Origin of the sequence: Arsukibacterium sp. (assembly GCF_018402695.1) — a bacterium.
In the GTDB taxonomy this organism is placed as follows: Bacteria; Pseudomonadota; Gammaproteobacteria; order Enterobacterales; family Alteromonadaceae; genus Alishewanella.
On the sequence record NZ_JAGYIM010000016.1, the window covers coordinates 204,413 to 228,201 of the forward strand.

A 23,789-nucleotide genomic window follows, 5' to 3' on the forward strand; every position below is an offset into this window, starting at 1 on the left:
ATGCGCTATTTTGTTACGTTAAGCCGCTTACTGGCCGCTTTTAGCTTTCTTGCCGCTTTTAGTCTGGCTGCGGCCGATTATCAGTCGCACCGCCAGCTCGGTAACCAGCTGCTATTAAAAACCAGCGACGGTGAGCTGGCCATCACCTTTTTTCAACCGCAGGTGGCCGAGGTGCATTATCAGCCAGCCGGCGTCAAGCAGTTGCCGTCGTTTGCGATTGGCACGGCACCGGCGCCACAAACCTTAACGGTAACTGATAATGGTGATCATCTGCTGTACCGCTCGGCAGAAATGCGGATAAAAATTGCCAAATCGCCACTTAAGTTAAGTTTTTACCAGGGCGAGCAGCTAATCACCGAAGAGCAGCCGGGGTTTTTCAAAGATAAGGAGCAGCTAAGCTTTAAATTCCGCTTAACCGAACAGGAAAAATTGTTTGGCGCCGGTCAGCGGGTGCTAGGCATGGACCGCCGTGGCCATCGCCTGCCGCTGTATAACAAAGCACACTATGGTTACAGCACCGAGTCAGAGCAAATGTATTTCAGCCTGGCCGGGGTAATGTCGAGCAACAAATATATGTTGTTGTTTGATAATTCAGCAAGTGGCCATATCGACCTTGGCAAAACCGCCGCCGACACTCTGGAGTTCAGTGCAGTGGGCGGCCGCAGTGCTTACATAGTAGTGGCTGGCGACAGCTTCCCTGAGCTTATCGACAACTACCTGACCGTAAGCGGCAAGCCGCCATTACCGGCGCGCTGGACCTTAGGCAGCTATGCCTCGCGTTTTGGTTATCGCAGCGAGGCTGAAGCGCGGGCAGTGGTGCAGAAATACCGCGAAGCAGGCCTGCCGCTGGATGCAATCGTGCTCGATTTATACTGGTTTGGCCCCGACATTAAAGGCCATATGGGTAACCTGGCCTGGGATCGCGAGGCCTTCCCTGAGCCAGAGCAAATGCTGGCCGATTTTAAAGCCGATGGCGTAAAAACCATTTTAGTGACTGAGCCTTTTGTCTTGACCAGCTCAAAACGCTGGCAGGAAGCGGTCGCGGCTGACGTATTGGCAAAAGCGCCGGACGGTAGCCCGCAAACCTTTGATTTTTACTTTGGTAATACCGGCTTAATTGATGTGTTTAATCCGGTTGCCGCCGACTGGTTCTGGCAAATATATAAAGGCCTGGCTGAGCAGGGCGTAGCCGGGGTGTGGGGTGATTTAGGCGAGCCGGAAGTGCACCCGGCCGACACCCGGCATCTGCTTGGCAGTGCCGACGAAGTTCATAACGCCTATGGCCATCGCTGGGCCGAGCTAGTGTATCGCGGTTATAAACGTAACTTTGCTGATACCCGGCCCTTTATTATGATGCGGGCCGGCAGCCTGGGCTCGCAGCGCTATGGTATGGTACCGTGGACCGGTGATGTCGAGCGCAGCTGGGGCGGCCTGCAACCCCAGGTGGAATTAGCGCTGCAAATGAGCCTGTTTGGTTTTGGCTATATTCACTCTGATTTAGGCGGTTTTGCCGGTGCCGAAACCTTCGACCCGGAGCTGTATATCCGCTGGTTGCAGTACGGCGTATTTCAACCGGTTTACCGGCCACATGCCCAGGAGCATATTGCGCCCGAGCCGGTATTTCACAGCAAGGATGTGGTTGAAACCCTGCGGCCCTACCTGAACCTGCGTTATCAGTTATTACCCTATTTATATACGATGGCCTGGCAGCACAGCCAGACCGGCATGCCACTGATGCGACCGCTGTTTTTTGCCGATGAAAGCAACACCCACTTTATGGACGAAACCAATAGCTACCTGTGGGGTGACGCTTTCTTAATCGCGCCGGTAACGAAGCCCGGTGTACGCAGCTGGCAGGTGAATATGCCGGATGGTGTCTGGTTCGACTTTTTCAGTGGCAAGCGCTATCAGGGCGGTGAGCTGACAGAAGTGCCGGTGACTATTGATACCATCCCGGTACTGGTAAAGGCCGGTAGCTTTGTGCCGATGGTTGAGCCGATGGCCAGCACTAAGGATTACAGCTCTGCCAAACTTACCGTGCATTACTATGCCGACAGCAGCATTAGCTGCGCCAAAGGCCAGATGTATGAAGACGACGGCAGCAGCACCAACAGCACTGCGAACGGTAACTATGAGTTATTAAACTTCTATGCATTAGATGATGAGAATGGCCTGAAGCTGGAATTTACACGTAGTGGCGGGGATTATACCGGCAAACCCGAGAGCCGCGAGCTAACGGTAGTGCTGCATAACCAACCAGCCAAAGCCGGACGCATCACGGTAAACGGCCAGTTTATCGCCATCGTCGCCCAACCCCAGCGTTTCGCCCGCCAGCAAAACGTGGCGTACTACGATAAAGCCACTAAGCAGTTAAAAGTTAAAACCCACTGGCAGGGTGAGAAGCTGCAACTGCAGGTGCGTTAAGCCTTTAACCCCTTTTTATAAATTGTCTGTGCCAAACGACAACCTGAGTTTTACAAAGGTTGTTGTTTGGGCAGTTACTCTGCCGCTACCCCGTACCAGATTTCATACCAGAATTATATTGATTTGCTTGATCTTATTGCGTAACTTCAATTCATTTACCAACTATTAAGCTATTGAACCTAAGCTCAAGGCAAGGTTGCTGACATGGATGAGTTTTCAGAAAAGATCGCAAATAAATTCCGTAGCCAGTTCCCACGGTGGATTAGCTACTGTGGCGCAGTTAACCGTGATGGCGCTGTAATTTTTGAAGCGAAAATCCCATTTCCGGGCAGCAAAAGAGATGCCTTTCTGACGTTGGCTACTGATAATCAAGAAGTAACCGTCTACCTTGATTCATATCACGCTCACTTTGACGACTTCGGCGAAAATAATTCTAATAGTGATGCACTTGTTTTTGTTCAGAAAATTATTTCTAACGAATATGTCGTTGTAAGCTATTGGCGGGATAGTCAGTGGTGTGGCTCTGAACACGTACCTATTAATGCTTTGCCGACAGGGAATGAAGAATACCCTTATGCAAACTTAGTCAAAATGTATTCCTGGTTGGGAAATTATGATAATGAAATTCACTATAAGCCAAGAGGTTGAAAGCTCGCCGGAGAATCAATGTCACTGACCCCATTGATCTACATGATAAGCCCTAAACTGTCAGCAATAGCAGGAAGCTATGAAATCAGATTCGAATAAGGTTTTTGACTTTGTTAATCACGGTCTTGAGATCGATAAGCTAATTCGGTCTTCGTTTAATGATTCACAGATGTCGAACGCTAAATGGAAAAAGTTGTTCGTGCTTTTGGCTGAACAATTCCCGCAGGTTTACGCCATTTGGAAATTTGTAGGCGCGAACAATGATGGTGTCGCCTTATTAGGTAGCCCTAAAACCGGTGAGTTGGAAGAAACTTATATAAATCATCGATTTTGGCTTGGGCCACGTTATTACAAAGAGATTCAGTGGATTACTTTTCCCAGGGTAATAAGAAAATCAGGTTATGAAAAGGTGCCGTCACGGAACTCATCTCAAGACACTGACCTGATTCTGTCTGAACTGAAAAAAGTTGGTTACTGGCCTGTTGCGGAGACCAACGATGGTTTCACAATCTTTGGTCATAGATTTACGCCACGTACGTGAGGTGAATACGAGACCTTCAGGATCAGGTCTTGTATCTTGCTCCGTGATTTTGAAATTACGGCCTATCGGTCGCAAAATACACTGGAAGCATGTTATTTTTTTTAATCAGAATTTTGGCTAATTTAGCAAAATTTAAAATCGTGACAACAAGCGAGTACCACTGCGAAAAAGCAGAGGATTCCTCAGCCAATAAGTTGGTAAATTTCTCAAGGAAGAATTTGTGAATTTCAGAGTTGCTAAAAATGTTGTATTGATTACAACTGTGCTTGCCGTCGGGGCCGTTGCCTTATTTAAAGCACAGCAATATAAAGAAGATTACACTTCGGATTTTATTGACGAAACCATTTACTCTTCTGTATTAGGTGAAAGCAGGAAAATTTTTATCCGGCTACCTGGCGGTTACGAACGAAGTAAAGAGTACCCGCTAATTATTAAAACTGACGGCAATTTTAATCTGAAACGCTGGGATGAAACACTGGCTGAGCTGAGCTCACAGAGCATTACAGAAGATTCTATAATCGTTGCGATACCTAATTTATTTTGGGTTGATTCGAGAAACAGGGACTTAGTTCCTCCGTATGCTCGACGTGACGTAAATATTGAAGCACGCCCTGACGAGGATAATCATCCAGATATATTTGGTAAAGCGGATAGGTTTTTAGCATTTATCGAAACTGAACTAATCCCCTATCTTGAGAAGAATTACGCTATTAATGACAACAGGTTGTTAAGTGGCTTTTCGGCAGGTGGCAGTTTGGTACTTTATACAATTGTTACTAAACCAGATCTGTTTAGTGGTTATCTTGCTTTTAGTCCAGCAGCTTGGTACGACGATTCAGTGGTGGTAAAAGAGTTTGCAAAGAACTTACCCGTTACCGATGGTAAACCTATTTTCTTATACCTTAGCTTGGGTGGCGAAGAAAACGAAATTATTACAGGTTCTTTCAAAGGGCTCCTTAGTGCTTTAGAAACCAATGCTCCTGCCAATTTACAATGGGCCTACAGTTACAGCGAGGGGGCCGGGCATAATGCTAACCCGTACGTTTCCGTACCGAAAGCGCTCACCAAGTATTATGAATTTTGTGCAAACAAAAATTCAGTAAGACCAGTCAGAAACGCCCACAGCGTAAGCTCAACCTCAAACTAGCTGCGCGGCTGCTGCTGGCTACGTTAGCCTTAAAAGGGACTACCAAAGGAAACATCAATGTCTCGAATTTTGTTTATTACACTGCTTGCCGTGTCTTTCAGCACAAGCGCTATCGTTATTCGTCACGACGTCGATGATTCCAAGTACCGGGTTCAGGCAACTGAGTTTCCTGCTCTGGCCGACATGCCTGGTGAGGGACATGGTGTACTGATTGCGCCGCAGTGGGTGATTACCGCTGCTCATGCAATCAGTTGGCAATCTGAAATCAAACAGATAACGGTTGGCGGTATAGCCAGATCTGTTGAACGCATCGAGATTCATTCCGGCTACAAAGCCCCGCCGCAACAGCTACAAGAGCACGCGCTGGCTACCTGGGATTGGACGCTTTTTAGGGTTCTGCTTGCTTCCTCAGATGACATCGCACTGCTGAAACTGGCAGAGCCCATCACCGATATCTCGCCTGTGGCTATCTACAATAGCAACAACGAGTTCGGCCAAACTGTTAAGGTTGTAGGAAAAGGCGCTACCGGTAACGGCATGGACGGTTATGAATTCAGCAGCTCTCACCGCACAGACCTTCGTCGTGCTTACAACAAAGTCAGCAGTGCCGATGGTCGCTGGTTTTGCTATGTGCTCGACAATCCAGCGGATGCATTAACCCTTGAAGGCGGCTCAGGTAGTGGTGACAGCGGTGGGCCGGTTCTGATTGCAGCTGAGCAGGAATGGTTGTTAGCCGGACTTACTTCATGGAGTGATCTGCAAAGTACTAACAGAACTCCCGGGCGGTATGGTCAAGTCAGTTGTAATGTTCGGCTGAGCCATTATCACCAGTGGATTGAAAGTATTATCTCGAAACAACCGTAATGGCGTCTAATAACCGCCTTAAGCATAGCGGCCTATGGCCGCTGGAATCGCAACAAGTTGCTCGCTTTTATCAATAGAGTCAGAGTCTTTGAACACTGATAGTGGAAAACAGTCATACAAATATCAATGACGCTGACCCCATTAATCTACAATTTTTAGTTTGCAGACCGAGGAAATTGTGCAGAAAAACAGAAGAATCCATGCCAGTTGGACGGCTTTGCTGGCGATGTTGTGGACCGGCGCTTGTTTGGGCCAGCAGACTTCGGCCACAGACAGCAGCCAGGTATTTTCCGCTCGTGCGCCAGCAACAATTTCGGAGGCCAGCGATGCGAAATTTCAGCTTAGGTATTCAACTATAATCAGCGCTATCTTCGAGGACAGTAAAGGACGCTTCTGGTTCGGCAGCCAGCAGGAAGGCGTGGCATTGTTCGATGGCAGTGCCTTTACTTACTACACGGTAAGCGATGGGCTGAGCGGTAATCAGATCAGGACGATTCAGGAAGATCAGGCCGGCGTTATGTGGTTCGGCACAGGAAACGGTGTCACCAGTTTCGATGGCAATACGTTCGAGATCCGTAACGGTAGAGCGCAGCAGGGGCTGGCCTTTACTTCAGGGAATACCTGGCAGTCGAAAGCCGGCGACCTCTGGTTTCCCGGCGATAATGCACGGGGTAAAGGCGTCGATGGGCAGGGAGTGTATCGATATGATGGCCGCTCGCTTTCCTATCTGACCTTCCCCCTGCCCCCCGGAGTAGATGATCAGCAACCATACCTGGTGACCAGCATCGCCAAGGGACAGAACAAAAAGGTCTGGTTCGGAACCTATCCAGCTGTATTCGGCTATGACGGTAAATCGTTCACGATCATCAACAAAGAGAGCGAGGGCATCGGGTCTGCAGGCGAGCCATTTTATGTCCGAAGTGTATTCGAAGACAGCAAAGGAAGGCTTTGGATAGGCAATAACGGGCTTGGGGTTTTGCTTTACGATGGTCAGGCTGTCTCCAACTTCACCGAACAGCACCGCCTCAGCATCAGGGAAAAGGGGCCCTCCGAGTCTCTTGGTCGGGTATTCTCTATTGCCGAAGACAGCGCAGGCAACATCTGGTTTGGAACAAGCGACAATGGTGCATGGCGCTTCGATGGCGAGTCGTTGACCAACTTCACCATGGCAGACGGGCTGACCAGCCAGATGGTTTGGAGTATCTATCGTGACAAGAGGGGGGCCCTGTGGCTTGGTATGGGTGATGGCAGTGTATTGCGATTCAACGGCGAGTCGTTCGACCGGGTTTACTGATTTTCCAAATCAATAGGGTCAGAGTCTTTGCACAGGAGTAGTGGAAAATAGTAATACAAATATCAATGACACTGACCCCATTGATCGCTGACCCCATTGATCGTGACCCCATTGATCGACCCCATTGATCGATGATTTCACTGACTATTAACTTAAATACTTTGCAATACCTTCCGCTTTGCCACCACTGATATAACCTATCCATACTTGATTAAGCGAGCCAGAAGTCAAAACACCAAAAACGATATCATCTCGCCCAACTTTCATTAAGTAAGAATCAATATCTGAAAGGATTTTAAAGCCATGCCGCTGCAATCTGAAATCACTATTTAAACTATCACCAGCTTTAGGATCTATAACAATCTTAGATTCTAAAGTTGAACTATCAAAATGGAAACCCACAAGAAAACCATGACAGCTGTTATTTGAAGTTACATAATCTCTTACACTATCTATTATATTAATAACTCCATATAAAAAAACTTCTAATAATAAACTTTTAGGTACTGATTTAAAAAACGAACGAGCCTCCTTGGAGTTAAAAACCGCATAGCTCTGGTACTCGGTTAAGTTTTCAATCCAAGAAAAATCTGTTAGCTCTTCGTCAAATAAAACTTTATCTAACTTCGATAAATAATTAATAGCACTCATATATTCCATCCACTTTCTCGGAGCCATTCCAAAGTTTTTCTAGGTAATTTAGGTGGATTCTGTCCAGACTTAACGTGCTTCCACGCTCCATCTCGCTTCAAGGCTGGACTGCCTTTGCCACCCACATGCGCCTCCCACTGAGAACCTATAACACTTTGCTCGGGTCTATCAATGCGGGAAATTCCTTTTGGCCAAATCAAAAGGGTCAGTGTCATTGATCCGGTTTAGAGAAAGGTTAGTGGCGCAAATATCGATGATACTGACCCCAAAGCTCCCCTCCGCAACAGAACACTGTTCAACTTAACATATTTATTTGTCGTGATTTTCGCGCAGGTCTGCCCATTTCAACAGGGCGTCAAGCGCCGGACATAGTGCCTGGCCCCAGTCAGTTAATGCATATTCGACCTTAGGGGGCACTTGAGCATGAACTATGCGCCGCACTACCCCGTCAACTTCCATCTGGCGCAGCTGCTGAATCAGCATCTTTTGGGTGATGGTGGGAATTGCCTTTTCAAGCTCGGAAAATCGTAACACCTGTCCACCAAACAGGTGAAACATAATGACTAACTTCCATTTTCCGTCAAAGATTTTAAGTGCCTGCTCTACACCCTCTGCTGCCGTAATGGGAGTCCATTTTTTTTCCATTTTTTTATTCTCTACAGTGCTTGCCAGTCAAAAAACTTACTTTTTAGTCTGTACCTTACCTTTTTGTGCGTTCTTGAAGTAGCTAAAGCTTAATTTTATTCTGCTGAGGTAGCCATTCGGAGCACATAGGGTGCTCCGCTTATAAACCAGGGAATTACTGAGATGAATATTAATCTACCAAAGCCTATTGGCGATTATTTTTCAGCTGACCGGGCAGACAGTGAGGCGGTTGCTAACTGTTTTACTGATAATGCGATTGTCAAAGACGAAAACCACACCTATCGTGGCAGAGCGGCGATTAAACAATGGAAAATAGACTCGTCAAAGAAGTTCAGCTACAGCGTTGAGCCTTTTTGTTTGGTAGAAAAGGCGGGTAAAACCATTGTAAGCAGTAAGGTAACAGGCAATTTCCCCGGCAGCCCTTTGAATCTTAATTATATCTTTAGTCTTGAGGGCGACAGGATAGCTATGTTGGAGATTACCCTATGAGCTTTGATCTTGGCCTGGCCGGGCGCAGAGCGCTTGTAACCGGTGGTACATAAGGATTTGGGGCTGCAGGGGCTCGCGGTCAGGTTTTGCTTTTTGCCTTTTTGGTTGGTTGTTTTAGAACAAGAGGAGGTCGCTAATTACCAAGATCCACAGCGCTCGCTGATAACTGCTACTCTTGGTAAAGCTTACTAAGCCAATAGCGACAACCCCCACTTACGAGCAAGGAGCTAAAGCCATGGCAAACCACCCTGTTTTTAAAATGGCCTTTGCCAAAGTTTATCCAATGTATCTGCAAAAAGCCGAGCGCAAAAACCGCACTAAAGCGGAAGTAGACCAGATTATCTGCTGGCTTACCGGTTACAGCCAGGCTGAACTGGAGCAGCAAATAGCCCAGCAACATGACTTTGCTACCTTTTTTGCCCAGGCGCCGGCACTGCATCCGAACTGCTCGCTGATAAAAGGGGTGGTATGCGGGGTGCGGGTAGAAGAAGTTGCCGACCCGCTGATGCAGAAAATCCGCTATTTAGATAAGCTGATAAATGAACTGGCCAAAGGCAAAGCCATGGTAAAAATACTGCGGCAGTAGTGCTTACCGGTATTTTATTATTATCTGCCGCCAATTTTTCTAAGTAAAACGGGCTTAAATTATGGTTCGGGTAAGGCGGAGGTTTAGCGCAAACGTTGTACTAAAAGGAGAATTAGATGACGGTAAATGATAAGCCACTATTTTTGTATGAAGAGTTAATGCTGCTGGCGCTGCGTGACGAGGAGGGCACTATTGCAACGGGATACATTGAGTATGCCGTTGCGGGCGCCATCATGGCGGAGCTATTGCTGACTCAGCGAATTTCGCTGGAAAATTCGCGAAAACAGTTGGTGCAGGTTCAGAATGCTGAAACTACTGACGATCCGCTGCTGGACGAATGCCTGAATAAAATTATGGATGGCAAACGACGAGGATCGCTGCGAACCTGGGTGTCGCGGGTCGCCGGGATAAAGAATTTAAAACATAAAGTCGCACGCCGGCTTTGCGAGAGAGGGATCTTGCATGCTGATGAAGACAAGGTGCTGTTTATCTTTAAAAGACGGATCTATCCTCAGATAAATCCATTGCCAGAGAAAGAAATTGTTGAACGATTGAGGATGGCGATATTTACCGATAGCGACCAACTTGACCCTCGTAGCGTCGTGTTGATTTCACTGGCCGATGGGGTGGGTTTATTAGGCCAGACTTTTGGGCGCAAAGAGGTGAAGGCCCGACGCGAGCGGATCAAGACTATTGTTAAGGGTGAGTTGACTGGCCAAGTGACCAAAGAGGTAATTTCGGCTTGCCAAACCGCCGTGTTGGTTGCGGCCATAATGCCGGCGATGGTGGTTACCACAGTTAACACCTGAGCAACGACGCTGTGCAAATGAAGGAGCAGGCAGACTGCTAAAGCTTTTCAAAAAAACTACCTGTGCCTGTCGATCTGCCTGTCAGCGGTGCGACTAACTATGCTACCCCAACCAACAGGAGCATAGTTATGAGCAACGTGATGACAAACATCAGCAAAGCCGAGCAGCAAATCCGCGATTTAGTAAACCAGTATGTCAGTGCAGTAAGAACGAAAGACCTTAGTCGGGTTGCCGCCTTATACACCGACGAGGTGCTGGCTTTTGACGCCATTCTGGCGCTACAGTTTAAAGGTAAAACAGCCTACATGGCGCACTGGCAAACCTGTATGGAGTTTGCCAAAGGTGAAACCCTGTACGAGGTGCATCAGCTGCAGGTAACCGCAAGCGAACAGCTGGCGTTTAGTCACAGTGTTAACCTGTGTGGCTGTGCGAATGCGCAGGGACAAATGGAAAAGAGCTGGATGCGCTCGACCCAGTGCTGGCGCCATACTAACGAGGGCTGGAAAATTGCCCACGAGCATTTTTCTGCGCCCTTTGATGTCGAGAACGGCCAGGCACTATTTACGCTGCAACCTTAACACTGCCACAGGAGGCGACAATGAAATATCTTTGTCTGGTTTATAGCGATGAGCAGCAACTGCATAGTCATCCTGACAGCCCGCACGATAGTGAATGCCAGGCATATGCTGAAAAAGTGCAGGGTAGCGGCCGGATGTTAGCGGCTGAAGCGCTGCAGAGTGTCAGCACCGCCACCACTATACGGGTGCGCAGTGGCAAGGTGAGTATTACCGATGGCCCCTTTGCCGAAACCAAAGAGCAACTGGCCGGCTTTTATCTGATTGAAGCGCATGACTTAAACGAAGCCATTCAGCTTGCCAGTGGCATACCGGCGGCCCGGGTGGGCTCGGTAGAAGTGCGGCCGGTGCGCCAGCTTGAGGTGTAACTTTGCCAGCACAGGACTAACAGCATGCAGCAGCAGATCAGCGCTTTATACCAGAAAGAGTCCCGCAAAGTACTGGCCACGCTGATCCGCTTGCTGGGCGATTTTGATTTAGCTGAAGAGGCACTGCATGAAGCATTTCATGCAGCACTAAAACAATGGCCGGCAGAGGGTATCCCTGCTAACCCGGTTGCCTGGCTGGTGTCGGCCGGGCGCTTTAAAGCGATAGATCAGCTACGTAAAACTGCCCGTCTGACGTCGCTACCCGATGAGTTGCTGCAGCAACTGACCACAGAACCGCCTGCTGATATTGAGCCGATAGCTGACGACCAGCTGCGGCTTATTTTCACCTGCTGTCACCCCAGCCTGGCGGTTGATGCGCAACTGGCGCTGACTTTGCGGGAAGTATGCGGTTTAACTACCGAGCAAATTGCCAGCGCTTTTTTAAGCCGCCCGGCGACGATAGCGCAGCGCATTGTGCGGGCCAAAGGCAAAATACGCGATGCGGCTATCCCGTATGAGGTACCGCCGGCAAGTGAGTTGCCAGCAAGGCTGGACATTGTATTGCAGGTTATTTATCTGGTATTTAATGAGGGATATTCGGCATCAGCCGGTGAGCAGGTACTGGATATCAGCTTGAGCGGTGAAGCCATTCGGCTCGGCAGGTTGATGTTGCAGCTGTTGCCCGATGCTGAAACCGCTGGCTTGTTAGCGTTGATGCTGTTGCAGCACGCCAGGCGCGACGCCCGGATTAATGACGGCGGCGAGTTAGTGTTGTTACCGCAGCAAAATCGCAGGTTGTGGCAGCGGAATGAAATAACCGAAGGTAGTGAATTGGTGCAATGGGCGCTGCGCACCCGCCGCATTGGCCCCTATACCTTACAGGCGGCCATTGCCGCAGTGCACAGTGAAGCAAAAACTGCAGCAGACACCGACTGGCATGAAATCTGTGGTTTATATAATTTGCTGTTACAAGCCGAGCCGTCACCGGTTATTGGCTTAAACCGGGCGGTAGCCATTGCCATGCGCGACGGCCCGGCCGCCGGCCTTGCCCTGATTAACGAGCTGGAGCAACAAGGCGACTTGAACCAGTATCATCTGCTGTACGCCGCCAAAGCCGATTTACTGCGTAAGCTCGGCCTGGATGCCCAGGCACTGCAAGCTTACCAGCAGGCACTGAGCTTATGTAAGCAAGCGCCGGAGCAGCGCTTTTTACAACAACAAATTGCTGTCTTGAAGAATTGATACCGGACAATACACGCCCTGGTAAAAAAACCTGTTTAACTGGCAAATAACGACGAGCCCCTCCAGCAAAATTCTGTAAATTAATTGTTCCCTAAATAAACAAATTCAATTAGCATCAGTTGTACCAAAAATTAAAAAACAAGCGGTTCAATATGAGCTTAGCCGACACTGAACATGGTGCCGGTGAAACGAAATGCTTTGATGCGCCATATAATCAGGAGAGATTGGATTGGGCTTTTTGATATTTATATTGTTGGTAATACTGTTCACGGTAATACCTGTGATGATTGCAGCAAAGATTTTAGGGGCTGAACGCACATCGTTTATGCGATGTCTGTTGGTTGTAATTGCATCAGTTGCTAGTGAAACTATTGCAAGCAATTTGGTTAATAATGAGGTTGTTGCCGGACTAATTGCAATTGCGTTTACCGGGGTGTGTATATCAGTCATCTTAGGCGCCAAATACTTACAAAGTATTGTGATTGCAGTGTTATCGATAGGTGTTCAACTGGGTTTGGCAATATTGCTAGCGGGTTTACTTGGCGGCGTTGTTAGGTTCGGAACATAATAAAAATAATTTAACAGCTGCAAAATTTGCTGGCCGCAACGGCAAGCTGTTGCGGCGTTTCAGGGCTAAATTGAGGTGCTAAAAGCCAGCAGTTTTATGTTTATTTTTAAAAGGTATGAAAGTGGATTTTTATAATAATTTTACTTCTGAACAACTGATGACATTCGGTGTTTTCTGGAATGTTTTACCAATGATTGCCGGGCTGCTGGTACACCTTGCGTTTAGCGCCGCCGTGTTTAATGATGCAAACAGGCTGCAAAATGAGCAAGGCAATCTGGCCTTTGTGAACGCCTGGTTGTGGTCTTTAGCTGTGCTGGTAGGGGGAGTATTTGTCGCTTTAGCATACTGGGTTATTCACCATTCCTCACTTGCTAAGCATTAAATATTACATAGCACGTTGCTTTACTGTGATTTATTCAGTAATTTAATTTACAACTTGTCAAAATATTCACGCCGTGGAAATGCATAAACCTCAGGGCGACAATGCTGCCAGGCAACAAGGAGTTAACAGATGGATAAAGTTACCAGTCGGGTAATTGCGGTAATTTTGGGAGTGGCGTTAGCCTGGGCCTCAGTGCCTATAATAGGCATAGGTGCAGCAGTTGCCATTCCGGCCGAGATAGTAAAACCCGTGGCTCAGGTATCAGGCTTGCTGGCATTTACGCTGGTCGACTTTTTCACCATTGCTATTCCGCTGGCGGCGGCATTTTTAGTATTGGCTTTTGCCAGTAAGCTGGTTATTAATAAGCCCGACCGCACATTTTACCTGTTATTGCTGGCGCCAGTAGTGTTATTCCAGCTGTATTTTTTGCTACAAGGTTTGCTGCAGTCTCAGCCGCAGCTGCTTAACGTAATAGTGACCACGCTGCCGCGCTATATTCTGTTGGCAGTGTGTTGTTACTTGTTAGTGCGTAGTACCCGGCCAGCAAAGACCAGATAAATTGCCCTATTTATGGTGTGCTTTTTAAAAACAACGGAGATTTAAAATGCTTAAATTAGCTGGTTGTCTGCTGTTATGTGGGGTTCTGATTGGCTGCTCCACACCATCATCACATGTTATTACCGGTGAAGTAAGACCGGCAACGTCCCCCGCAGAGGTGGTTGTTTATGAGCAACAGCCAGAACAGTTCACTGAAATAGCCATTGTATCTGCTACTAAAACCCGCACAGTCAAAGCTGCTGCCAAGGCAGACCCCGATGACATTATTGATGCGTTGAAATCGGAAGCCGCGGCACTTGGCGCTAACGGCATTATTTTAACCAGTGTATCTGAGGAAGCGTTCACCGACCGGGTAACCAGCTATGATGGCGTGCAGAGTGGCGCCAGGGACGTTGCCAAAGTGCAGAAAACTGCGCAGGGTTTGGCCATTTTTACCGAGTAAATGCGTTACAATGGCCGCCTTGGCGAATTGTTGTTATTTACTAAACCGGGAAGCCGCTTTTGTACACAGATGATTTTAATCATAAACGGAAATTTATTGTTAAGCTTGGCAAGATGCTGCATAAATACGGTACCCCGGCTTACCGGCTGGAGGCGCATTTAACCGAGCTTACTACCCATCTGGGTCTGAAGGCGTCTTTTATTATTTCGCCCACCTCAATGACGTTCGTGGTATGGACCGAAGGCCACGAGCAGGAATACACCCACGCCGCCCGGGTAAACCCCGGTGATCTGGACTTAGGTGCCTTGTCGCGTACCGATGAGTTGGTTGATCAGGTGCTGCAGGGCCAGGTCGGCCTGTTTGAAGCAGATGCCTTACTGGATGCTATTGATAACCGCCCCAGCTCATACAGTAAGCTAGCTACTGCTGTTGCGATGATGGCATCGGGTGGTGCTTTTGCAATGCTGATGGCGACCAGTTGGAACGATGTATTGTGGTCGGCGTTATTATCATTACTCGTTTACCTGTTTGTACTATGGGCGCAGCATTCGCCACGTATTTCCAATATGCTGGAGCCGCTGGTGGCGATGGTTGCGGCCATTGCAGCTTGTGCGATCAGCAGTTATATCGACCCTGGCATTAATATCCGGCTGACGGTGCTATCGGCTATTATTTCCTTTATTCCCGGTCTGGCATTAACCATAGGTTTTGCCGAACTGGCAGCGCGTCATCTGGTGTCGGGCAATGCCCGGATTATGGACGCGTTAATGATGCTGTTTAAGCTGTATTTTGGTGCCTTTCTGGGTATTGCGATCGGTTTTACGCTGTTTGGCATGGTCGATTTTGTCAAGCCTGCGCCTATTTCCCGCCACTTTGCCTGGCTGGCCGTGGGTATTCTGGTCAGTTCGTTAATCGTGCTGTTTAAAAGCCGCGGTAAGTACACGCTCTGGTCGCTGGCTGCCGGCTTTATTGCCTATGGGGTTAGCATCACCGGCGCCACTCTGGTCGACTACACCATGGGGGCCTTTCTCGGTGCCTTTGCTGTGGGAATTTACAGCAACCTGTTTACCCGGCTGGCCAAGGCGCCAGCGGTTATTGTTGCCATGCATGGCTTGATAGTGCTGGTGCCAGGCAGCAAAACCTATATTGGTTTAAACTCGCTGATTTCTGGTCAGGATTTTGTGGTGTCAGACCGGGTGGGTCAGCAAACCTTTATGATTTTAATGGCCCTGGTTGGCGGCCTTATTTTTGCCAATGTGGCATTGCCGCCGAAGAAGAGTTTGTAAGCAACCGCCCGCTAAAAAATAGCAACCTTGCTGGCGAGGCCCGCGTTAACCTGGGCACTGAATACGTATGCAGTGCCCGCTAATCGCTTGCTGCAAAGCCTGCGCATGCTCTAGGGTAAAGCTTTTATTACTGTACCGGAAAAGTTTATGCGCCTGTATCATGCTTTGGGTCCGCTGTTTGCCGTTTTTAGCACACTATCATTGTCGGCGGCCACGCTCAGTGTCACATCGCCGGATGGTAATATTGAACTGACACTGGACGATCAGGCCCTGACTTATCAGGTGCAGTTTCGTGGTAACCAGGTGATAGCACCTTCCGCCCTCGGATTTCGATTCTTGCAGCTACCGGCCATTGGCAGTGGCTATAAGATGATTGAGCACAGCCGAAACAGCGTAAACCAGCGCTGGCAGCAGCCCTGGGGCGAGCGCGAGACGGTGCTTGATCAACATAACGAGCTGGCGGTCACCCTGCAGCACCCCGATCGCAAGCCCGCGTTTACCCTGCGCTTCAAACTGTTCAATGATGGTCTGGGCTTTCGCTATGAAGTGCCGCCGCAAGGGCTGGCTAAGCTGGATATTATCGACGAGCTGACTGAGTTTCGGATCAGTGACAGCAGGCAAAGTACTGCCTGGTGGATCCCGGGCCGTGGCTGGAACCGCTATGAAATGTTGTACCGCACCACAGCGTTAAATGAGGTGGACCGCGCCCATACCCCTTTTACCTTTAAGCTGCCAGATGGCGTGCATCTGAGTATTCATGAAGCGGCGCTGGTCGATTTTGCGGCCATGGTGCTGGATCAGCAGCGTGATGGGGTGTTAAAAAGTGATTTAACCCCCTGGTCAGACGGTATCCGGGTAAAAACCAATGGCAGCTTTACCACGCCGTGGCGCACTGTTCAAATTGCCGACAGTGCGGTGGGCCTGCTGAATTCAGATTTAATCTTAAATTTAAACGAGCCAAATAAACTCGGTGACGTGTCCTGGGTGAAACCGGGCAAATACGCCGGGATCTGGTGGGGCATGCACCTTGAAACGCAAAGCTGGGGCAGCGGGCCTAAGCACGGTGCGACCACCGAAAATACGAAGCAGTATATCGACTTTGCTGCCAAAAACGGCTTTGCCGGCGTGTTGGTAGAAGGCTGGAATACCGGCTGGGACGGCGAATGGTTTTTAAACGGCGCCGTTTTTAACTTTACCCAAAGCTACCCGGACTTTGATCTGGCCGCGGTTACGGCCTATGGTGCAGCCAAAGGCGTTAAACTGGTGGGCCACCATGAAACGTCCGGCCATATTAGCAACTATGAAGCGCAAATGGGCGCCGCTTATGATTTATATGCTAAACACGGCGTAAGCCAGATCAAAACCGGCTATGTCGCCGATGGTGGCCAGGCCACCCGTATTGACGAGAACGGTATTGAGCGCAAAGAATGGCACGACGGCCAGCTGATGGTTAATCATTATCTGCACTCGGTGCAAGAAGCCGCTAAGCGGCAAATTAGCATTAATACCCATGAACCCATCAAAGACACCGGCCTGCGCCGTACTTACCCGAACTGGATTAGCCGTGAAGGTGCCCGTGGTCAGGAATATAACGCGTGGGGCTCGCCACCGAACCCGCCGGAGCATACTGCTATGTTGCCGTTCACCCGGATGTTATCCGGCCCCATGGACTACACGCCGGGGATTTTTAACCTGGCTTATAACGGGCTGGATGCCGAAAACCGGGTGCAGTCTACCCTGGCCAAAGAGCTGGCGTTGTATGTCGTGCTATACAGCCCCATTCAGATGGTGGCGGACTTACCCGAGCACTACGATGCTCACCCCAAAGCCTTTCAGTTTATTAAAGACGTGCCAACCGACTGGGCAGAAAGTATCGCGCTGCAAGGCGAGGTGGGAGATTTTGTTGTATTCGCCCGTCAGGATAAACACAGCGATGATTGGTACCTCGGTGCGCTCACCGATGAGCAGCCACGCAGCGTTACAGTGAAACTGGACTTTTTACCAGCCGGTAAACGCTTTAGCGCACAACTATACCGTGACGGCGCCGACGCCGACTGGCGCACTCAGCCATACGACATCATTATCGAGCAACAAAGCGTTACCGCCAACGACAGGTTAACCCTGCCATTGGCCAGCAGCGGCGGTGCTGCTATCCGGTTTACGGCGGAGTAAGTGATTAGTTACACCAGCTGACGAAATGTCTTAATAGTATGCTACCCACAATCAGAGGTAACCTAGGGCGTGTTGACGTTTGGTGGTTGTTTTTGCAGTTGAGTGGCTGGTATTTATACAAGGCAGCGCTTGTATAGCGCCGGCGACGATCAATTACTATCTTATCGTGATTAGGTTAGTTGTCGTCGTACAGCCAACATCGCGCTCCGAGTTAACTCAAGGTTGATTTAGTAAATATAATTGGTACATTTGTTGGGTGTTAATGGAAATATCCTGCTTAAACAACAAGGAAAACCAATGAAATTACCAATATTTTTCGGCGCGGTTCTGGCTACTGCTGTTTTTCAGGCTAGTGCTATGAATTACGGTGTCGTACATTTGACCAATATCGAGCCGACAGCGGCTGATGCCATTTGGAGCAGAGAAAAACAAGTTCCTCCTCGCTATCCGCTCGAGTTGGCCCAACAAGGCATAATTGGCTGTGGCGTGTTTAAGATTACCCTGGATGAAAATGGTACAGCCACCGATGTCAGCCTGGTTAGTTCCGTGCCTGAAAAAGTAATTGCCCGTCCGGCCAGTAAAGTCATTAAAAAATGGAAGTGGGTTAATAACAGCGGCCAGGCAAATGCGCCGGAGCAAAAGCTGATCCGGCTCGATTTCTGTATGGGGGGCAGCACCCAGGAAGAAGCTGACGCCCGCTGTAAAGTGCAGGCAACCGCAGCCTGTCAGGGGTAGTCCGGGGTTCAGACTAAATAACAGGAGGCCAGTGACAGGGTGAGCTATTGTATTGCTGTGATAGGCAGCGGTATGGCCGGGCTGGCTGCGGCTTACCGGGCGCGCCGTGCCGGCCATCAGGTTACGGTATTTGAAGCCCACAACCGCCATGGTATGGATGCCCATGCTCTGTCGGCCGAGGGTGGCCTGGTGGATGTGCCGCTGCGGGTCATGAGCCCCGAAGCCTGGCCCAGTGTGCTGCAGCTGGCCAGCGAAGTAGGTGTTACCACTTTTGATGTCCGCACTCATACGTCCTGCAGCTGGACAAATGGCCAAACCTGGTTTCGCAGTGGCGAGTTGCCAGTTGTCGGCTGGCCTGTTGTCGGCTCCTGGCGCTACCTTAACCGCCGCGCCCTGCGCATAGCTTACGGCAGCTGGCAACTGCGTCGGCTGACCCGCAAGCTGCAGCAGCAACCCGCGGATTTGACACTTGGTGTCGTGTTACAGCAGCATCATTTTGACCCGCTATTCTGGCGGGGCTTAATTCTGCCCATTCTGACCACCATATGTACCTGTGACGAAAAACATTTGCTGAACTGGCCGGCAGCGCAGCTGCTGTCGCTATTACAAAGTATTTTATACAGCGCGCGGCTGTGCCGGCTTGAGGGCGGTACCACGGCGCTGGTTACCGCATTGAGTCAGGGCCTGAGCGTGCATAGCGGCAGCCCGGTGCTGCAGGTTAAAGACCTTGGGCCGCAGATCAGGGTGGTCAATGAACGGGGTGATGGCGGCGAATTTGACCGGGTTATTGTCGCCACCCAAGCCAATCAGCTGGGTTTTCTCGACAACGAGCAGTTTGGCGAGGAGCGGCAAATGCTGGCAAACATCCGTTTCGATGCTGGTGAGCTTTGGGTGCATCAGGACGCCCGCTTTATGCCGGCCAACAACCAAGACTGGACTGCCCTGAATTTTCAAATGGACCCGCAACTGAACAAGCCGATGTTTACGGTCTGGGTTAATCAGGTCGAACCGTCGCTAAATGGCCGTGCGCCAGTGTTTCAGACCTGGGACCCGCTGTTCGAGCCCGCCCCGGACACCGTGCTGGCCCGGGTACCCTTTGAGCGGGCCGTGGTTGGCCCTGAAACGGCCAAAGTCCATGCTGCCCTGAAACAATGGCATCAGCAGCACGGCCGTAAACTGTTTTATTGTGGTTCCTGGGCTTTTGAAGGGGTACCGTTACTGGAGTCCGCTGTACGTTCGGCCAATGCAGTGGTTGATGCGATCACCTGCCAGATTTAATGTTATAGTTTTACCTTACTTAACCATCGCATGCATATTGCAAGGCTTTAACATGAACCTGGATAAAGCAAAAAAACGTATCGCCAAACAAATCAATAAAGGCTTCGACGGTTATCCCCAACTTACCCTGACCTATTTTGGCCGCAGCAGCGATTGCGCAACGGAAGTTGTGGTCGGTTTTATCGCAGAGGCCGGCGCTGCAGTGCAGGAGCAACGTTTTGTCAGCAAGCAGGACGCACGGCAGGATGAAACCATTCAGTCTGTGCTGGTTAAAATTATTGAACGCGCGGATGCCAGAACCGTAACGGAAGTACCCGGCACAGTGATTATCGCCCACACCTCTTCCTGAGATTTTTGCATCGGAGGCGCTATGAAGATCAAACTTGGATTAGTTGTACTGGCTGCTGCTATGACTGTTGTATCCGGCTGCAGCAATAAAGCGGTATATCAGAACCTGCAACTGAATAAAAAGCAGGAATGCCGCCGGTTGCCGTTGACAGAATATGACGATTGCATGCGGGGTATGGACCAGAGCTATGAAGAATACGAGCGGCAGCGCCAGCAAGCAACGAAACAGTAAACGACTTTACCAGCAATTTTTTTGACACAAGCATTCATTACGCTGCACCAAAACCGGCCAGCAAAAGCCGTTTGAATACGTATTCATCTTGTGGTTGCACTAAAATGGGGTTATCAAAGACCCTAGGATAGCCTGCCACGCCCAAATGGGTGCAAAACAGGCATAAAATTATACTAACAGCCTGGAGTGACCACCACCATGCAACTAAAGCCGAACCTGAGTTTCTGGCAAATTTGGAATATGTGTTTTGGGTTTTTCGGTATTCAGTTCGGTTTTGCGCTGCAAAACGGTAACGTCAGCCGGATTTTTCAGACCCTTGGCGCTGACATGGAGCAAATTCCTATCCTGTGGATTGCCGCGCCGTTAACCGGTTTACTGGTGCAGCCTGTTATTGGCCATTTTAGTGACAAAACCTGGACTAAACTGGGCCGGCGCCGGCCATTCTTCTTATATGGCGCCCTGGCAACCACAGCTGCTTTAATACTAATGCCTAATTCGCCTACTTTATGGTTTGCCGCCGGTATGTTATGGATTTTAGATGCTGCTATTAATGTGACCATGGAGCCGTTCCGGGCCTTTGTTGGCGATAACCTGAATAAACAGCAGCGGCCAACTGGCTTTGCCATGCAAAGCTTTTTTATCGGGGTGGGGGCGGTGGTAGCGTCGGCCTTACCCTGGATGATGACTAACTGGTTTGGCGTGGCGAACACGGCCGCGGCCGGTATGATCCCTGACTCGGTGGTCTATTCGTTTTACGCCGGCGGCGCCGTGCTGTTTTTAGCGGTCGGCTGGACTATTATCTCCAGCAAAGAATACAGCCCGGAGCAACTGGCCGCATTTGATGCTGCCGAGCAAGCCGAGTTTCCCAGTGCCCCTGCAGCAACTCCTGCCGCTAACTACTGGAAAAGCGGTGCTGCTGCGGTGGTAATCGGTGTCGTGTCATTGGTAGTGGTCGCCACCGCTAATTTAGATAAACAACTGTATTTATTGGGGGCGCTGATCGCGGCCTTTGGTTTATTGCAGTGGGCCGCCAGTTGGTTTAAGCAACAGGCAAACCGCAATATGCTGGTGGAAATTACCGATGACTTATTTACCATGCCAGCTACCATGCGCCAATTGGCTGTGGTGCAGTTTTTCTCCTGGTTTCCGCTGTTTGCGATGTGGATCTACACCACCGCTGCGGTAACCAGTTACCACTATGGTACCAGTGATACCACGTCGCTGGCTTACAATAATGGCGCTGACTGGGTTGGCGTATTGTTTGCTGTCTATAACGGTTTTGCCGCTATCGCCGCCCTGTTAATACCCTTGCTGGTTAAGTTTACCGGTACCCAGAAAGCCCATGCCATTAACCTGTTGTGCGGTGCCGCCGGCCTGTTTTCGTTCTTTGTGATCAAAGACCCAGCCTTACTGTGGTTACCGATGATCGGCATAGGTATCGCTTGGGCCTCTATTTTATCCCTACCTTATGCCTTGTTATCGAACTGCCTGCCCGCCCATAAAATGGGGGTTTATATGGGTATGTTTAATATCTTTATCGTGTTGCCGCAATTACTGGCTGCTGCCATTCTGGGCAGCCTGATTGGCTACTTCTTTAATGGTCAGGCTATTTATGCGCTGGCAATTGGCGGCTGTTCTTATGTGTTTGCCGCACTATATGTGCTGCGGGTAAAAACCGTAAAAGTGGAAAGTTAATTATGTTTAAAGGATCAATTTCAGCCATAGCGCTGGCCATCGCGCTGGCGGGGTGCTCTCCGGCGCCGCAGCAAACGCCTGTTAATCAACCTGAGGTTGCCAACCCGACCGTGCAGCAAAACGCTGCAGGCCAACAGCGCGCCACAGCCAGTCAAAATGCTGCCTGGTGGGATGACGCCATTTTCTATCAGATCTGGCCCCGCAGTTTTTATGATACCGATGGCGATGGCCATGGCGATTTTAACGGCATGACCTCCAAGCTGCCGTATTTGCAGGAACTGGGGGTGAATGCGTTATGGTTAACTCCAATGTTTGAGGCGCCGTCGTATCATGGCTATGACTTTACCGAGTTTTATCAGGTAGAAAGCGACTACGGTAGCATGGCAGAATTTGAAGCCTTTATTCAGGCGGCTGACGCCAGAGGCATGAAGGTCATTCTGGATTTGGTGATTAACCATATTTCCAGCGAGCACGAATGGTTTCAGCGCTCTGCTGCCGGTGAAGCGCCCTATAAAGATTATTTTATCTGGCGGGATGATATGCCCGAGGCGGGTAGTGGCTGGGGCCATGCCTGGAGTGACAACGATAAGCCTGACGCTGTCTGGCACTGGAATGAGGCGCGCCAGCAATATTATTATGCTGCCTTTGGTGCCAGTCAGCCGGACGTAAATCTGCGCCACCCCGATGTGGTGGCCGAAATGGAAAAAATGGCCAAGTTCTGGCTGGATAAAGGTGTCGCCGGTTTCCGCTTAGATGCAGTGCGTTTCGCGATGGAAGGCGGGCCGGATGCCCAGGCCGATACCGCTGAAACGATAGCCTACTGGCAGCGCTTTAATCAGTTTGTCAAAAGTGTCAATCCAGAAGCCTATTTGGTCGGCGAAGCCTGGGTTGATATCCCTGTAGCTGCCCGCTACTTCGGCGACGGCACCGGGCTGGATCAGGGCTTTGACTTTGAAGTGGGCTATAAAATTCTTGGCTTGCTACAACAGGATACCGCCGGCGAAGCGCAGTTTGGCACTATGCAGTCAAATCAGCAGCAAACTGCCGATGCCAGGGTGTTAAGCCAGAATGTGCAGCAACGCAGCGATTCAGTTGCGCCGCTTAGCTTTTTTGCACCCTTTTTAACCAACCATGATCAGGAACGGGTGGCGTATCAGCTAAAAGAGCATGACAGCAAGGCTAAGCTGGCCGCCGCTATGTTGTTTAGCTCACCCGGCACGCCCTATATTTATTATGGTGAAGAAATTGGCTTAACCCAGGACAGAAGTGGCCATGACGTATTTAAGCGCGCGCCGATGCTGTGGAATAATACGAAGCAGGCCGGCTTTACCGACAGTGATAACAGCTGGGTAGAGCAACTGACCTTATTTGGCGATGACTTCCCCAACTGGTGGCCGGATTTTCTGGCTCAGCAGCTGCAGGCGGCAGATCGCAGCGTGGCGGCGCAACAAGCACAGCCGGATTCTATCTGGCAGCTTTACAAGCTGTTGATTGCTCAGAAAAAGCAACGGCCAGAACTTGGCACAGACGGCAGCTATAGTGTTGACCCGCTGGAGAATGGTGTGCTGCAAATTAACCGTGAGCTAAACGGCAGCAAAAGCGTGTTTGTGCTGAACTTAACCGATTCAGTGCAGGATATCAGTGCTATTAACCGCGAAGGTTTTACCCCGGCCTGGGCGTTTGATCTGGACGGCAATAACTTGGCCGCTTATGGCCTGCTGGTACTGCAAAGCGCTGAGTAACCCTTGTGCTATAACCGCCGGCTAAGTGATAGCGGCGGTTTTTCTTTGCAACTCAGACTAATAGCGCA

General features: G+C 49.8%; 26 protein-coding genes. 24 read left to right on the forward strand and 2 right to left on the reverse strand.

Translation table 11 applies throughout. The features are described from left to right. The 6 genes from KG631_RS08490 to KG631_RS08515 all read left to right on the forward strand — a co-directional run bounded on the left by KG631_RS08490 (window position 1) and on the right by KG631_RS08515 (window position 6,918). Window positions 1-2,424: a TIM-barrel domain-containing protein gene (locus KG631_RS08490; protein ID WP_213998152.1), complete on the forward strand. Its 2,424-nt coding sequence runs from the start codon at window positions 1-3 to the stop codon at window positions 2,422-2,424. A 204-nt stretch (window positions 2,425-2,628) separates the two neighbouring features. Further along, on the forward strand, window positions 2,629-3,072 hold the full coding sequence (locus KG631_RS08495; RefSeq protein ID WP_213998159.1) for a hypothetical protein: 444 nt from the start codon (window positions 2,629-2,631) through the stop codon (window positions 3,070-3,072). Window positions 3,073-3,151: 79 nt separating this feature from the next. Further along, the gene (locus KG631_RS08500) at window positions 3,152-3,613 is read left to right on the forward strand and encodes a hypothetical protein (protein WP_213998167.1); all 462 of its coding nucleotides are present in this window, start codon (window positions 3,152-3,154) and stop codon (window positions 3,611-3,613) included. A gap of 220 nt (window positions 3,614-3,833) precedes the next feature. Beyond that, window positions 3,834-4,760 (forward strand): alpha/beta hydrolase-fold protein, encoded by a 927-nt coding sequence (locus tag KG631_RS08505; RefSeq protein ID WP_213998174.1) that lies wholly within the window; start codon window positions 3,834-3,836, stop codon window positions 4,758-4,760. 57 nt (window positions 4,761-4,817) lie between these two features. After that, complete coding sequence (locus KG631_RS08510; RefSeq protein ID WP_213998182.1) at window positions 4,818-5,624, forward strand: trypsin-like serine protease; 807 nt, start codon at window positions 4,818-4,820, stop codon at window positions 5,622-5,624. A gap of 178 nt (window positions 5,625-5,802) precedes the next feature. Beyond that, window positions 5,803-6,918, forward strand: a complete 1,116-nt coding sequence (locus KG631_RS08515) for a two-component regulator propeller domain-containing protein (RefSeq protein WP_213998190.1) — start codon at window positions 5,803-5,805, stop codon at window positions 6,916-6,918. Window positions 6,919-7,065: 147 nt separating this feature from the next. Here KG631_RS08515 and KG631_RS08520 read toward each other — a convergent pair whose 3' ends face one another. Together KG631_RS08520 and KG631_RS08525 are read right to left on the reverse strand one after the other, a co-directional pair. Then, on the reverse strand, window positions 7,066-7,569 hold the full coding sequence (locus KG631_RS08520) for a hypothetical protein (protein WP_213998196.1): 504 nt from the start codon (window positions 7,567-7,569) through the stop codon (window positions 7,066-7,068). Window positions 7,570-7,878: 309 nt separating this feature from the next. After that, window positions 7,879-8,214, reverse strand: a complete 336-nt coding sequence (locus tag KG631_RS08525; RefSeq protein ID WP_213998204.1) for a helix-turn-helix domain-containing protein — start codon at window positions 8,212-8,214, stop codon at window positions 7,879-7,881. Between the two features lie 162 nt (window positions 8,215-8,376). Here KG631_RS08525 and KG631_RS08530 point away from each other — a divergent pair, with 162 nt between their 5' ends. From KG631_RS08530 to KG631_RS08615, 18 genes are all read left to right on the forward strand, one after another. Further along, entirely contained in the window at window positions 8,377-8,703 is a 327-nt protein-coding gene (locus KG631_RS08530; protein ID WP_213998210.1) for a nuclear transport factor 2 family protein, read from the forward strand. A 235-nt stretch (window positions 8,704-8,938) separates the two neighbouring features. Beyond that, the gene (locus KG631_RS08535) at window positions 8,939-9,289 is read left to right on the forward strand and encodes a DUF2200 domain-containing protein (protein WP_213998216.1); all 351 of its coding nucleotides are present in this window, start codon (window positions 8,939-8,941) and stop codon (window positions 9,287-9,289) included. Window positions 9,290-9,405: 116 nt separating this feature from the next. After that, window positions 9,406-10,098, forward strand: coding sequence for a GPP34 family phosphoprotein (locus KG631_RS08540; RefSeq protein ID WP_213998223.1), 693 nt, complete (start codon window positions 9,406-9,408; stop codon window positions 10,096-10,098). A gap of 128 nt (window positions 10,099-10,226) precedes the next feature. Further along, entirely contained in the window at window positions 10,227-10,676 is a 450-nt protein-coding gene (locus tag KG631_RS08545) for a nuclear transport factor 2 family protein (protein ID WP_301003697.1), read from the forward strand. 20 nt (window positions 10,677-10,696) lie between these two features. After that, on the forward strand, window positions 10,697-11,041 hold the full coding sequence (locus tag KG631_RS08550; protein ID WP_213998230.1) for a YciI family protein: 345 nt from the start codon (window positions 10,697-10,699) through the stop codon (window positions 11,039-11,041). A 24-nt stretch (window positions 11,042-11,065) separates the two neighbouring features. Next, window positions 11,066-12,283: an RNA polymerase sigma factor gene (locus KG631_RS08555; RefSeq protein WP_213998236.1), complete on the forward strand. Its 1,218-nt coding sequence runs from the start codon at window positions 11,066-11,068 to the stop codon at window positions 12,281-12,283. Between the two features lie 280 nt (window positions 12,284-12,563). Continuing rightward, on the forward strand, window positions 12,564-12,851 hold the full coding sequence (locus KG631_RS08560) for a hypothetical protein (protein ID WP_213998245.1): 288 nt from the start codon (window positions 12,564-12,566) through the stop codon (window positions 12,849-12,851). A gap of 115 nt (window positions 12,852-12,966) precedes the next feature. Continuing rightward, the gene (locus tag KG631_RS08565) at window positions 12,967-13,233 is read left to right on the forward strand and encodes a hypothetical protein (protein ID WP_301003698.1); all 267 of its coding nucleotides are present in this window, start codon (window positions 12,967-12,969) and stop codon (window positions 13,231-13,233) included. 129 nt (window positions 13,234-13,362) lie between these two features. Continuing rightward, complete coding sequence (locus KG631_RS08570) at window positions 13,363-13,791, forward strand: hypothetical protein (protein ID WP_213998252.1); 429 nt, start codon at window positions 13,363-13,365, stop codon at window positions 13,789-13,791. Between the two features lie 46 nt (window positions 13,792-13,837). Further along, window positions 13,838-14,233 (forward strand): hypothetical protein, encoded by a 396-nt coding sequence (locus KG631_RS08575; protein WP_213998259.1) that lies wholly within the window; start codon window positions 13,838-13,840, stop codon window positions 14,231-14,233. 59 nt (window positions 14,234-14,292) lie between these two features. Further along, a complete protein-coding gene (locus KG631_RS08580) occupies window positions 14,293-15,519 on the forward strand; it encodes a threonine/serine exporter family protein (RefSeq protein ID WP_213998266.1) in 1,227 nt (408 codons plus the stop codon). A 147-nt stretch (window positions 15,520-15,666) separates the two neighbouring features. Further along, window positions 15,667-17,691 (forward strand): glycoside hydrolase family 97 protein, encoded by a 2,025-nt coding sequence (locus KG631_RS08585; RefSeq protein ID WP_213998273.1) that lies wholly within the window; start codon window positions 15,667-15,669, stop codon window positions 17,689-17,691. Between the two features lie 297 nt (window positions 17,692-17,988). Next, on the forward strand, window positions 17,989-18,426 hold the full coding sequence (locus tag KG631_RS08590; protein WP_213998278.1) for an energy transducer TonB: 438 nt from the start codon (window positions 17,989-17,991) through the stop codon (window positions 18,424-18,426). A gap of 39 nt (window positions 18,427-18,465) precedes the next feature. Further along, a complete protein-coding gene (locus tag KG631_RS08595) occupies window positions 18,466-19,704 on the forward strand; it encodes an FAD-dependent oxidoreductase (RefSeq protein WP_213998298.1) in 1,239 nt (412 codons plus the stop codon). A 52-nt stretch (window positions 19,705-19,756) separates the two neighbouring features. Next, on the forward strand, window positions 19,757-20,053 hold the full coding sequence (locus KG631_RS08600) for a hypothetical protein (protein ID WP_213998300.1): 297 nt from the start codon (window positions 19,757-19,759) through the stop codon (window positions 20,051-20,053). Window positions 20,054-20,074: 21 nt separating this feature from the next. Beyond that, window positions 20,075-20,284: a hypothetical protein gene (locus tag KG631_RS08605; protein ID WP_213998306.1), complete on the forward strand. Its 210-nt coding sequence runs from the start codon at window positions 20,075-20,077 to the stop codon at window positions 20,282-20,284. A gap of 198 nt (window positions 20,285-20,482) precedes the next feature. After that, a complete protein-coding gene (locus tag KG631_RS08610) occupies window positions 20,483-21,979 on the forward strand; it encodes an MFS transporter (RefSeq protein ID WP_213998314.1) in 1,497 nt (498 codons plus the stop codon). Window positions 21,980-21,981: 2 nt separating this feature from the next. After that, complete coding sequence (locus tag KG631_RS08615) at window positions 21,982-23,721, forward strand: alpha-amylase family glycosyl hydrolase (RefSeq protein ID WP_213998321.1); 1,740 nt, start codon at window positions 21,982-21,984, stop codon at window positions 23,719-23,721. The last annotated feature ends 68 nt before the right edge of the window (window positions 23,722-23,789 follow it).